Below are 12938 nucleotides of genomic sequence, written 5' to 3'. Positions count from 1 at the left end.
GATTTTCAAGTAGAGGCGAGTTGCTGTGGAGTAAAAAGTATGGCTCACCTGAAGATGATAGCGGAATTGACGCTGTAGAGGCTGAAGATGGCTCTATCGTTATACTTGGTCAAAAAAGTAGTGGCAGCTCAAAGATTCCAACCATCTTAAGAGTTACACAAAACGGAGAGAAGATTTGGCTCTTTGATATAAAGGGCGAGAAAAATACAACTGCACATAAAATACTTAAATTAAGAGATAACAACTTTGTTCTATCGCTCTCTCAAGCAAATGATTTAAACAAAGAGCAGATAAGATTACTCAAGATAGATTTACAAAAAAACATTCTTCTTGATAAGATTATTTACACAAATTACGCCTCAGTCCTAAAAGATATAAAAGAGTTCTCTGATGGAAAAATAGTCGGAGTTGGTGTTGTTGAAGATACATACAACACAGACGGGCTTGCTATGCTTCTAGATAGTAAGTTTAAGTTGTTAACGCAAGAGCACTATGGATCTGATGCACGTGACGCTTTTTATGCACTTACTATTTTACATAACTCTCAAATTGGAGTAGCTGGTATTCATACAGATAAAGAGTCTCAAGAGAGCAATATGTGGATAGTAAAACTAGATAGTAATCTAAAGATGGTACAAGTCACACAAAAAACAACCACTACATCTTTTTATGCTCAACTCTTAGAACTTTTTAAAGATGAGATTGCAGCTAAAAAACTACAAATAAGAGAAGATTTGAGTATAGAACTTATTGATAAGAGCCTCTACTTTAATGTTGGAGAGTTTGTTCTTACTTCAGCGCAAAAGCTTTTTTTAGAAAAATTTAGTCTCAAGTTACTACCGTTTTTAAAGAAAAACAAAGAGCTATTTAAAACACTTGAAGTAAGTGGGCACACATCAAGTGAATGGGGAAGTAGTGATTTTTCAAAAGGTTATATAAACAATACAGAACTATCAATGAAGCGTTCATTCTCAACCATAAGCTATATATTTAACACACAAAACATAGAGACAAAAAAATGGCTTAGTGAGCTCTTAAAAGGTAGCGGTCTTAGTTTTTCAAAGAGAGTTATAGTTCAAGATAATGAAGATAAAGAGAAGTCAAGAAGAGTCTCATTTAAGATTCTTCTATAAATTAGCTTACTCAAAAGCTTCTACAGAACTAGCTTTAAAGTTTAGCCTTACTTTGTCTTGCTTTAATTTTTTATAGAGCTTGAACTTTGCATTTTTCAACTCTTCATCACTATAAGAAAACTCAACCTTTATAATCTCATCACTCGCGGCCGCGCTATCCATAGCAAAGAGCTTAAGCTCTTTTTTTGTTAGCTTTGCCTTTAGCACATTATAAAGAGTCTTATCATCTTCTATCAAATCAATTTCGTTGATTTTACAAAAATTTGCCAACAACTCTCTAAAATTGTTTTCACTGTTATACTGTCTCCAAATACTATTTTTTAGCACTATATCTTCTCCAAAATTTGCGTTAAATCTTTTGTCTCAATCACTATATTTGCCTCTTTTTTAAGTATCTCTCTTGCACAAAAAGCAACTCTCGTCCCAGCATGAGCAAACATTGAGAGATCATTTGCTCCATCTCCACAAACAAGTGTCTCACTCTCTTGTACTCCAAGCAGGCCTTGTAAGCGAGTCAACATGTCACCTTTTGAGTAGTTAAACATCATGTCTCCACCTACTAAGCCTGTAAGAATCTGATTTTTATGGTGCAACACGTTTGAGAAATCTGCATCATATCCTAAAATATTTTTAGCATATCCAGTTGCACTTCTAAATCCACCGCTAAAGCAGACAACTTTCATACCTCTGCTCTTTAGCTCTTTAATCGTCTCTTGTGCGCCCTTCATATATGGCAGATTTTGGCTAATTCTCTCTACTACACTATACTCAAGGCCCTTAAGTAGGCCTACTCTTTGTTGTAAAGACTCAAAGAAATCAAGCTCTCCACTCATGGCAGCTTCAGTAATTTTACTCACCTTCTCGCCAAGTCCAAGCTCTTGTGCAAAAAAATCTATAGTCTCGCCATCCATGAGCGTAGAATCAAAATCAAATACAGCCAATTTCAACATATATTACTTCCCTATCTGTTATAATTGCGCAATTATACCCATTTAGGATGCTTTTTGTTTGATGAACTCATAAATAAACTAAAAAACGACACTTATATAACACTTGAGACGACACCATCACACTCACCAATTTTCTCGCCAATAATAGAGACAATAGCGGAGTTAGGGTTAGATAAACTAGTGGATGGCTTTACAACAACAGACAACCCTCTAGCAAAGCTAAAGTACAACTCTCTCTTTGCTGCAAAGATGCTCCAAGATAGATTTAACAAGCCAGCAATTGCAACAATGAGTATGCGTGATAGAAATAAAATAGCTCTTCAATCAGACCTACTAGGCTCAAACGAAGTTGATGTTAGAGCCATTTTAGCACTTACAGGAGACCCTGCAACCATATCAGATCAACCTCACACAAAAGGTGTTTTTGAAGCTGATAGCACACTCCTTTTAGAGATTGTTGCATGTTTTAATAGTGGTATTGATTTTGCAGGTAAGCCTTTAGCACATCAGCCTCGCGAGATTTATCCATTTGCTGTTGTGAACTCTTATGCTAAAAACCCAAAAACACTTCAAAAGAAGATGCAAAAGAAGATAAAGCATGGAGCTTTGGGGATAATCACGCAGCCAGTTTATGATATACAGAGTGCAAAACTCCTACTTGAACTAAAAGATGCTGCGAACAATCATAACAGCAATGAAAACAAAAATGCTGAACTTATTTTAGGAATTTTTCCTATCACAAAACTTCGTACTGCTCAGTTTTTATCAGCTCACGTTCCAGGGATAAATGTACCAAATGAGTGGATAGAGTTACTCAGAGAAGCACATGAAAAAGGGAGTGATGAAGAGTATAGAGTTGGATTTGAACTTAGTAAGAATCTCTTCTTAGGTCTAAAAAAGCTCCATCCAAAGATTCATCTCATGAGTGCAAACCAGTTTCAACTAGCTCGCGATATATTAATATAGTTTAAGGATAAAAATGATTGATTTAAAACTACTACAAAAAGATTTTCAAACAATAAGCAATAAACTATCTCGTAAAGGCGTTGATGCCGAGTTGCTTGAGAATTTAAAGATAAAAAATGAAGAGTTAAAAGTTGCAAAAGCCCTGTACGAAACTCTTCAAGCAGCACAAAACAGCATGAGTAAAGATTTTGGTATCTACAAAAAAGAGGGCAAAGATACGACTGAGCTCAAAGCAAAAGTAGATGAGAACAAAATCAAAATCTCCGAAGCGCTTGAGACTCAACGCATAAAGCAAGAAGCTCTTGAGTCTCTGGCTATGTCAATTCCAAATATTCCAGATGATGACGTTCCTGAGGGTAAAGATGAAAATGACAATGTAGAGATAAAAAAAGTTCTCACTCCACGAGAGTTTTCTTTTACTCCAAAAGAGCATTGGGAACTGGCTGAGCAAAATGGTTGGATAGATTTTGAGAGAGGTGTAAAACTTGCGACTAGTCGTTTTAGCGTCTCTTTTGGAATGGGTGCGAAGCTAGAGAGAGCGCTTATAAACTTTATGCTTAACTTTAACTCTAAGAGAGGTTTTGACGAGGTTAGTGTTCCATCTATTGTAAACCGTGCAGCACTAGAAGGCACTGGACAACTTCCAAAGTTTGAAGATGACCTTTATAAACTCCAAGATCAAGAACTTTTTTTAATACCAACAGCAGAAGTTCCAGTAACAAACCTTTATCAAGATGAGATATTGGCTGCAAATCAGCTTCCTATAAAAATGACGGCTTACACATCATGCTTTAGAAAAGAAGCAGGTGCGGCTGGAAGAGATACAAGAGGGATGATAAGACAGCATCAGTTTCATAAAGTTGAGCTAGTAAGTATCACTAAACCACAGCAGAGTGATGAGATCTTTGATGAAATGGTGCAAACCGCTTCAGATCTACTAAGCGCGCTTGAACTTCCTCACCGTCTTGTTAGACTATGTGGTGGAGATTTAGGATTTGGTGCGGCTAAAACGATTGACCTTGAAGTGTGGCTCCCTGGACAAAACACATATCGCGAAATAAGTTCTGTAAGTAACACAAGAGAATTCCAAGCAAGACGAGCAAAAATCCGTTTTAAAGACGGTGATAAAAACTCATTTGTTCACACACTAAACGGCTCATCTTTAGCGGTTGGTAGAACTCTTGTAGCCATTATGGAGAACTTCCAAAATGAGGATGGAAGCATCACTATTCCAAAGGTGCTAACTCCCTATTTAAGCTAGTTTTATGGCACTATTTTTGCTTTAATAAATAAACAACCTCAAGGTAGATGATGGCTAATGGATTAGAAGAAGAGATAATAATTATTGAAGACATTGATGCCGCTAATGATAGTGGTGCATCAGATAGTTCAATAACCGAAGATTCTTTATCTAAAAAAAAGAAAAAACTCATCAATATAGCCATTGGTGCAGGCGTTTTAATCCTTGGCACAATTATATTTTTTACAATACTAAAGTCATCAAAAGAGTCTAAGATTGCATCTACTCAACATATAGAAGATAGACTAGAGAGTCGAGTTACAGAGCCCGTTGAGCTTAGTAAAATTGAGAACATGATAGCAAAAGCTGACTATCTTTACTCTAGTGGTTCAAAAAATGAAGCCCTAACTCTATATGAAAAAATAGCGCAGTATAGTGAAGCAGTCTCCGCATACAACTTAGGTGTTGCACAAATCAAAGAGGCTCAATACAAAACGGCTCTTGACTCATTTGTAAAAGCTATACAAAACAATGAGCAAAGATGTGTAAGTGCAATTAATGCCGCAGTCTGCGCACTTCATTTAGAGGATGAGGCTACCTTTAGATACTACATAGATTTAGCATATGCATATCTTCCACAAGAGAGATCATCCCCTTTATACTCTTACTACTACACACTTATCAACTATTACAATCAAAACTATTTAGAAGCATTAAGCTCACTTAATAATCCAACAACAGATGAGTATGACAAAGTACAAAACAGCCTAAACTCAAAAATCAATGCTCTTTTTGATAATAATATAAATGCAATTGAGAGCTTAGAAAAAACTGCTTCAATTAAAGATGACTTTTCTCTAGGACTTCTTTATGCAAGAGTAGGAGATTTACCACTTGCTAAAAAATATCTTCAAAATTCAATTAAAAACAGTATAGAGCCAATGAAAGCGCAACTTGCCATAGCCTACATAAACCTAAAAGCTGGCCAGATTCAAGAAGGAGCAAAAGAGATAGAAAATGCGACAGCTATCTTTGGTGAAGAGGTATATAAACCATATCCAATAAAAGTCAAATTAAAAGATTCACTCTTTGATACAAGCCTTGCACAAAAGCATTACAGAGATACAATCAACAACTCAAAAGCTATCACTTATCAAAAAATATTTTACTTCTCGCCATATAAAATCTTTAATGCAAATCAAACCATTAGCTACATAAGAAAGGGAAATACTAATATTTTTATAGATAATGTTGACTCGGCAAAAGAGTATCTTGAAAAAAGCGCATCTTCTTCTAGTGTAAATATTGGAATAGTAAAAGCTATTCAAAAAGCTCTCTCTTTTAAGCTCAGAGAAGCAAATGAGATGCTTCTCTCACTTGTAGAACTTCAGCCAAAACACTCAGCACTACACTATAACCTTGCCCTAACATACGCTCAACTTGGCAATTTTGTAGATGCTCAAAAACATTTTATTCGCTCTTATAATTTAGATGCAAAAAACTATATTTCTGGGATATATGCAATTATGTGCTCTCAGATAATTGATAAAGATAGTACAAAATTACTCTCTCTTATAAAAGACGAACTATCAAATGAAAAGTTTTCACAAGAGATAGATCTATATAGAACGCTTCTATTTATTAGTGAGGGCAACTATCTATCAGCTTCTGATTGGTTTGAGAGAGATTATCAGCAAAGACCACTTTATCTTGCACTTGACATCTTAATTGGCCTCAAACAAAACAATATAGATGCAGCGCAAAAAGCAGCAAACAAGCTCACAATACTACTTCCAGATGAGATACTTCCTCATTTGATGCAAATAGATACGCTCTTTAATTCTTTGGAAGAAAAAAGATATGCAAGTGAAGTAATAAACTACCTAAAAGTTCAAAAATTTAGTTTTACAGATCTCTATTATGGCGCCTATATTACAAGGTACCTATATATCCAACAAAATCTAATCACTGGAAAATTATACTTTTTAAGAGAACAATTAAAAGAGGTATTAGCAGGTACAACATCTCAAACCCGCGAAATAACAAGCGCTCTTGCTCTTGCTTCACTATACGACAAAGCTTATGAGGAGTCATTTGTACTTTATAATAACCTCATAGATAATTTAAAAGTTACAGATGCTAAAACCCTATTTTTAGGCGCAGTTGCTTCAACTGCAGCTGAACATCATGAAAATGCTATTGCTCTTTTAGAGTTATCTAAAATGAAAGATACTAATTTTATAGAAAGTCGTTATGCTCTAGGACTTTTATATCTTGAATCAAAAAACAATGAGGGCGCGATTATCCAACTCTCACGAGTATATAAAAATAATTTCATCTCTGAATATTTTGATTTTGATATTGATGTGGATAAGTTAATGTTGCAAAAGAGTTTATCAGAGGGTAAAAAATAGTATATTTACTACTTTTTACTCTCGTTTGTAAAATAACCTATAAGTGTATCAGAAGCTCTAAGCTCACTTCCAAGACTTACATTTAATCTGAAATTTTCTGGTAGATAAAGCGTTGTTATCCCGTTTATCATAAGTCCGTATCTCGCACCTTGGAGTGCATTTTGACCCTCAATAATATCAATATCAATTGATTTAAAAGTCTGTTTTAATTTATGCACAACTCTCATCTTGTTTGATGATTTTATATCAGTAAATGTAAGCTCTGCATTCTCATTTATACTATTTGAGAGTGGGCTTTGTGCAGAGAGTTTAGCTCCTCTACTTACCTTAACGCTTTGAAGCGTTGAAGTAAAGGGAACCCTAAGAAGAGCAACATTTAAATATGTGCTATCTATCTCCACTTTGTAACCTTTATGCTCATCACTATGCAACTCTTCTATAGAGATTACTGTTCCATCAACAGGGCTTACAACACTATCTTCTTGATAAATAACATACTCTCTCTCAGGGTTTCTAAATACAAAAATAAAAAACAGAGTTGCTAAAAATGCTGTAAATTCTAAAAAATTTAAATCAAAAAAAGTAAAAATAATAAATGCAATAACTGCACCTATAACATAATTCCAGCCCTCTTTAGCGATAGGTAAAAGATTATTCTTCATCTTTGTCTTCTTTGTTATGTTTTATATTTTTTTCTTTATCTGCATCTTGTGCCATCTTTGCGTCTGCTTTTAGTTCTTCTTCAATATCATCTACTACTATATTTACTTTTGAAACAAGGTTGTTCTCTTTTTCAAAGCTAATAATAATATCTCTTACCTCTTCTCCAGTAATATTCTCTTTTTTATAAAGAAGCTTAACCATCTCTTCTACTGCATCTCTGTAGAGCTCAAGTCTCTCTACTACAGCCTTATATCGCTCCTCTAAAGATGATTTTATAAACTCATCCATATTTTCAGCCATCTTATCACTGTACTCTCTAGTTGATTGTCCATAGCCACCACTCAAGAACGAGTGTCTGCTTTTTTCTAAAACCATAAGTCCTGCAACATCACTCATCCCATAGTGTTGAACCATAGATTTGATGATATCTGTTGCACGCTCAAGGTCGTTTCCAGCGCCAGTTGAGATTTCACCTATAAAGACCTGCTCTGCAGCGCGGCCTCCAAGAAGAACATCAACTTCAGCCCAAAGTTCATGACGTTGCATCATAAATTTATTCTCTTCAGGTGTGTTTAGCGTATATCCAAGGGCTGCAAGTCCGCGAGGAACGATTGAAACTTTTGATACTTTTTTAGCACCAATTGTTGTCTCAGCCATAAGTGCATGTCCACTCTCATGATAGGCAACTATCTTCTTCTCTTTAGGATTAATTCTGCGAGATTTTTTAGCAAGTCCAGCTAAAGCACGTTCTACTGCTTCATAAAAGTCTTTTTGAGTTACTGTTTTTTGGTTTTTTCGCCCAGCTAAGAGTGCGCCTTCATTTACAATATTTGCTAAATCAGCACCAGCCAAGCCAGCAGTTAAACGAGCAACTTCTGCAAGATCTACATCGTCTGCTATTTTAACGCCTTTGACGTGCACCTTTAAAATTTTAATACGGCCTTCATAGTCAGGCTTATCAACTAAAACTTGTCTATCAAATCGTCCTGGTCTAAGAAGTGCTTGGTCTAGTATCTCTGGTCTATTTGTAGCTGCTAAGATGATGATAGGAGTATCTGTACCAAAACCATCCATCTCTGCTAAGAGCTGGTTTAGAGTCTGCTCTCTCTCATCATTTCCACCCATATTAGCACCAGCTGCACGACTCTTACCAATAGCGTCAATCTCATCTATAAAAATGATACTTGGTGCATCTTTTTTTGCTTGTTCAAACAGATCTCTAACACGAGCTGCTCCAACTCCAACAAACATCTCTATAAAACTAGAGCCAGTAACTGAGAAAAACGGAACATCTGCCTCTCCAGCAACAGCTTTAGCAAGAAGAGTTTTTCCAGTTCCTGGACTTCCAACTAACAAAACACCCTTTGGAATCTTTGCACCTATCTCAACATAACGAGCAGGATATTTTAAGAAGTCAACTATCTCTTGAACTTCCTCTTTTGCCTCTTCAACACCAGCTACATCATCAAACTTTGTTTTTGGCTTCTCTGAGTTAATCATCTTCTTGGAGTTACCCATTCCAAGTATTCCGCTACCCATACTTTTTTGCATACGTCCTGCAAAAAACATCCAAATAGCTATAATAATCAAAAATGGAAATAACCAACCAAACATCTCAGTAAACCAATTTGTTTCACTAAATCCGTTGTACTCTATACCTTGCTTATCTAGCTCTTCTGTTAATTTTGTATCGCTTGGTACAATTCTTGTAGTGTATAGAGTTGCGTCATCTGCAGAGTACGCTTTTATATAACTCTGGCCAATATCAACCTTGTTTACACCTTTTGTCTCTATTAATGATTTCAACTCTGAATAACTTATCTGCTTTGCTCTTTTATTTCCAACCGCAGATGATGCTTCACCAGAACCATTCTCACCTATTAAAGCCTTAAAAAGCAGGATGATAACTACTGAAAATATTGCAAAAGTTATAAGTGGGTTTTTATTGAAAAAATTATTATTATTGTTATTATTATCTTTGTTTTGCATATCTATTTTTTACCTTGTTTTAGTATAAATGTTACCCACTCATCTTGGGTAATCTTTTCTAAGATTTCAAAATCTTGATAAAATTTTAAAACTTTTGACTCATATTTCTCTAAAATTCCTGATAGGATAAGGATCCCATCCTTTTTTACAACACTCTTTAAATCGTTTGCTATAAATATCAAAACATCTGCTACGATATTAGCAACGACGACATCATAGCTATCTTTAGTTAAGCTACAAGAACCTTCCCAAAGCTTATTAAATTTTACACTATTTAACTCTGTGTTTAGTTGGCTATTTTCAACACATGCAGTATCAGTATCACATGCATCTACTACAGCTCCGAGCTTTATTGCCGCAACTCCTAAAATTCCACTTCCACATCCAACGTCCAAAACTCTATCACCAATTTTTACATATTTTGCAATTGCTCTTAGTGCAGAAGCTGTTGTTGGGTGATGCCCAGTGCCAAATGCTAAAGCTGGGTCTATTGCAATATTGATTAAATTTGCATCTGGTGCATCCCACGTAGGATGTATATAAAACTTATCGATACAAAGAGGTTGAATACTATCTTGATAAACTTTTACCCAGTCACTGTTTTTAAGTTTAGTCTGCTTAAACTCAAGCTCTATAACTTCGCCAGTCGCTTTTTGAAGAGCTTCTCTAAGTTGCTCTAATCCCCACATTATAGTATCAAGCTCATCTTCGCTTCTAATTATAAAACCATCATCTGTTTCTTCAAAGCCAACTGGCAATGTATCTGCTAAAAAGTCCGAAAAAATGGGAATATGAGAAGAGGCCTTAATAACTAATTCAAAGTAATGTTCTTGCATTACGCATCAATACCCATAACTGCGCCAAGCTTCTCTTTTAAAACTTGAGGAGTAAATGGTTTTACTATATAGTTGTTAACACCAGCTTTTAGAGCAGTTATAACCTCTGCTTTACCACCTTCTGTTGTTACCATAATGATTGGAAGATCTTTAAAACGAGCATCTGCACGAACTTTTTTAACAAGTTCTAAGCCATTCATCTCAGGCATATTCCAGTCTGTTATTAACATGTCCATATCAGGATTAGCATCTAAAACACCCCAACCTTCAACGCCATCCCCACCTTCGAATATATCTGTATGACCAAGTCTTTGTAATGTGTTTTTTATTATACGACGCATCGTAGAACTGTCATCAACAACAAGTAATTTCAAAAGAAATCCTTTATATAAATATTTGCAAATTTAGAGACAATAATACCTAAATTTTATTTATTTTATGATTAAGTAATGCCTAAGTAAATTTTTTAAACATCTTGGCTAAGTCAAGTGTGCCCTCATAATAAGCCTTGCCAATGATAACTCCGTCTATTTTTTTTGTAGCAACAAGAGCTTCTATATCACTCTCATCTTTGACGCCACCACTAGCAATAGTTGTTATTTTACTAGCATTTGCTATCTCTAATGTAAACTCAACATTTACTCCACTTAGTGTGCCATCTCTTGAAACATCTGTGCAGATAATTGCTTCAACACCAGCATTTGCAAACTCTTTTGCTAAATCAGTAGCGCGCATAGCACTAACCTCGCCCCAGCCCTCAACAGCTACAAAGCCATCTATTGCATCAATGCCTACTGCTATTGGATAGTTTGCCGCCATCTCTTTTACAAATGTAGGATTTTTTACAGCGATAGAGCCTAGAATTATTCTATCTATACCAATTTCTAACATTTTTTTGATAGTCTCTTCATCGCGAATACCGCCGCCTAACTCAAGCTTAACATTACAGTTTTCTCTTATCTTTATAATCTGCTCTAAGTTTTTTGGCTCTCCAGCAAAAGCGCCGTTTAAATCAACCAAATGAACCCACTCTGCACCCATCTCTTCAAATTTTTTAACAAGCATCCATGGCTCATCAGAGTATATTTTAGCACTCTCCATAAGACCTTTTGTAAGTCTTACCGCTTTGCCATCTTTTAAATCAATTGCTGGATATAACGTCATTTTAAATTCCTATAACTTTGTAAAATTTTCTAATATTTTAAGCCCATTTTCATGGCTTTTTTCTGGGTGAGGCTGAATTCCCATGATATTACCGTGAGCAACTGCAGATGTAAACTCATACCCATAAAAAGTCTTGCCGATAGAGTCCTCTTCACTCTCACAAACAGCATGAAAAGAGTGTACAAAATAGAGATAATGCTCCTCATCTAAGCCTTTAAACAGAGGGTGTTCTTTTGTAAACATTCTATTCCAACCCATATGTGGTACTTTTAGAGTCTCTTCAAATTTAGATGTATCAAAAGCTACTACCTTACCTTTGATAAGCCCCAATCCTTCATGCTCTCCAAACTCCTCAGAACTCTCAAAGAGAAGTTGCATACCAAGGCATATCCCTAAAATTGGCTTAGAGCTTGCAGCAAACTCTTTTATGGCATCTATCATGTTTCTCTCTCTTAGATGAGCCATTGCATCGCCAAAAGCACCTACTCCAGGAAGTATTAACTTATCATACTCTTTGAATTTTTTTGGATCACTCTCGACAACTGTTTGTGCTCCGATTTTAGCAAATGCATTTTGAACACTTGCCAAATTTCCCATGTTATAATCAACAATTCCTATCATTCATCAATCTTTAATTTTGTAAATTTTATATATATTGCTAATGTTATTAAGAGCATAGATACGCCCCCAATTATATACATTGCATAGAGTAATTTTTCTGGATCAGTAATAGCAAACTTAAATACTAACATAAGCGCTTCTATGGAGAGAGCGATTATGATTGAGCCTAAAAATCTAACCATGGTTTTATGCGGACCTGATATGCTGTTCTCTTTATTCCTGCCTAAAATTTCCTCTTCTATAAGGGTTTTTGCTAGGTCAAATATTGCAAGAGCAAGTGTTAGTAAAATCGTTGCTTCAAATACATCTTTTATATTAAAGTGTTCTGGTGATATTTCATATACAAAAAAGCTCTGCATTCCTTTTAAAAATAGAAGCAGTGCAACTGCTACTAGTGCTACTGAGAAAATCGCATACGAGTATTTAAAAAAAGTTGTAAAAAACTTATCAAACTTACTTGATCTAGAGATTTTTATAACCTCGTTAAGAGGCATGTCAAGACATGCAACAAATTTTAACTCGCCATGGTCATCATATACTGGTTGTGAGGCTGTGATACATAAATCGCTCGTCATAAGCGATGGATATGGATCAGTTATAGTACATCTACCCTCTTTTACTGCTCTATAATAATATGCACGATCAGATCTAATCCTTCCTGCATCTTCATCAATTTGTCTGTTTTTGGTAAATGTAGGAGAGACTTGAACGCCTCTGTTATCAAGAAGATAAACTCCATCACAATTCTCCAGCTCCGCTTTTATCTTTAAAAGTCGAGGCATAATCGATTCTACTGATGGTGAAGGAAGTCTATTTTGAATATTTTTTGAAAAGAGATAACAGAAATAAGCTCTAGCTTTTGTGCGGCCTTCAGAAAAATTTTGCATATCAGATATCAGCATTTTTTCCGCCTTGTTTTATTAAATAATGGCAATTATACCAAAGGCATCTTTACATTTTGA

General features: G+C 35.4%; 13 protein-coding genes. 4 read left to right on the top strand and 9 right to left on the bottom strand.

The genetic code is table 11. The features are described from left to right. Positions 1-1133: OmpA family protein (locus PHI38_RS02790; RefSeq protein WP_299852521.1), on the top strand; the 1133-nt coding region annotated here is incomplete at its 5' end. A 6-nt stretch (positions 1134-1139) separates the two neighbouring features. Here PHI38_RS02790 and PHI38_RS02785 read toward each other — a convergent pair. Together PHI38_RS02785 and serB are read right to left on the bottom strand one after the other, a co-directional pair. Then, complete coding sequence (locus PHI38_RS02785) at positions 1140-1460, bottom strand: hypothetical protein (RefSeq protein ID WP_299852518.1); 321 nt, start codon at positions 1458-1460, stop codon at positions 1140-1142. After that, positions 1460-2083 carry a phosphoserine phosphatase SerB gene (serB, locus tag PHI38_RS02780; RefSeq protein WP_299852515.1) on the bottom strand — a complete coding sequence of 208 codons (624 nt, stop codon included), beginning with the start codon at positions 2081-2083 and terminating at the stop codon, positions 1460-1462. Before serB ends, PHI38_RS02785 begins: the two co-directional genes overlap by 1 nt. A 54-nt stretch (positions 2084-2137) precedes the next feature. On the opposite strand from serB, the gene PHI38_RS02775 reads away from it, so the two are divergent. Genes PHI38_RS02775 through PHI38_RS02765 form a run of 3 tightly spaced genes read left to right on the top strand, consistent with a single transcriptional unit; the run spans position 2138 to position 6703 of the window. Continuing rightward, on the top strand, positions 2138-3049 hold the full coding sequence (locus PHI38_RS02775) for a methylenetetrahydrofolate reductase (RefSeq protein WP_299852512.1): 912 nt from the start codon (positions 2138-2140) through the stop codon (positions 3047-3049). 13 nt (positions 3050-3062) lie between these two features. Further along, a complete protein-coding gene (gene serS / locus PHI38_RS02770; protein ID WP_299852509.1) occupies positions 3063-4310 on the top strand; it encodes a serine--tRNA ligase in 1248 nt (415 codons plus the stop codon). A 50-nt stretch (positions 4311-4360) separates the two neighbouring features. Further along, positions 4361-6703, top strand: coding sequence for a hypothetical protein (locus tag PHI38_RS02765; protein ID WP_299852506.1), 2343 nt, complete (start codon positions 4361-4363; stop codon positions 6701-6703). A gap of 8 nt (positions 6704-6711) precedes the next feature. Here the strand turns inward: PHI38_RS02765 and PHI38_RS02760 are convergent, their stop codons facing one another. The 7 genes from PHI38_RS02760 to PHI38_RS02730 all read right to left on the bottom strand — a co-directional run bounded on the left by PHI38_RS02760 (position 6712) and on the right by PHI38_RS02730 (position 12878). Beyond that, a complete protein-coding gene (locus PHI38_RS02760) occupies positions 6712-7365 on the bottom strand; it encodes a phosphatidylserine decarboxylase (RefSeq protein ID WP_299852503.1) in 654 nt (217 codons plus the stop codon). Continuing rightward, positions 7355-9355, bottom strand: a complete 2001-nt coding sequence (gene ftsH / locus PHI38_RS02755) for an ATP-dependent zinc metalloprotease FtsH (RefSeq protein WP_299852500.1) — start codon at positions 9353-9355, stop codon at positions 7355-7357. Before ftsH ends, PHI38_RS02760 begins: the two co-directional genes overlap by 11 nt. A 2-nt stretch (positions 9356-9357) precedes the next feature. Continuing rightward, positions 9358-10191 carry a 50S ribosomal protein L11 methyltransferase gene (locus tag PHI38_RS02750; RefSeq protein ID WP_299852497.1) on the bottom strand — a complete coding sequence of 278 codons (834 nt, stop codon included), beginning with the start codon at positions 10189-10191 and terminating at the stop codon, positions 9358-9360. Next, entirely contained in the window at positions 10191-10565 is a 375-nt protein-coding gene (locus tag PHI38_RS02745; RefSeq protein ID WP_299852494.1) for a chemotaxis response regulator CheY, read from the bottom strand. Before PHI38_RS02745 ends, PHI38_RS02750 begins: the two co-directional genes overlap by 1 nt. Positions 10566-10644: 79 nt before the next feature. Beyond that, positions 10645-11355: a 1-(5-phosphoribosyl)-5-[(5-phosphoribosylamino)methylideneamino]imidazole-4-carboxamide isomerase gene (hisA, locus tag PHI38_RS02740; RefSeq protein WP_299852491.1), complete on the bottom strand. Its 711-nt coding sequence runs from the start codon at positions 11353-11355 to the stop codon at positions 10645-10647. Between the two features lie 9 nt (positions 11356-11364). Next, complete coding sequence (gene hisH / locus PHI38_RS02735) at positions 11365-11976, bottom strand: imidazole glycerol phosphate synthase subunit HisH (protein ID WP_299852488.1); 612 nt, start codon at positions 11974-11976, stop codon at positions 11365-11367. Then, complete coding sequence (locus PHI38_RS02730) at positions 11973-12878, bottom strand: PDC sensor domain-containing protein (protein WP_299852485.1); 906 nt, start codon at positions 12876-12878, stop codon at positions 11973-11975. The genes hisH and PHI38_RS02730 overlap by 4 nt, the downstream gene beginning before the upstream one ends. Positions 12879-12938 lie beyond the last annotated feature (60 nt).

This window comes from Sulfurimonas sp. (genome assembly GCF_028694895.1).
Classification (GTDB): domain Bacteria; phylum Campylobacterota; class Campylobacteria; order Campylobacterales; family Sulfurimonadaceae; genus Sulfurimonas.
This window is presented reverse-complemented; position numbering and strand designations above follow the sequence as displayed.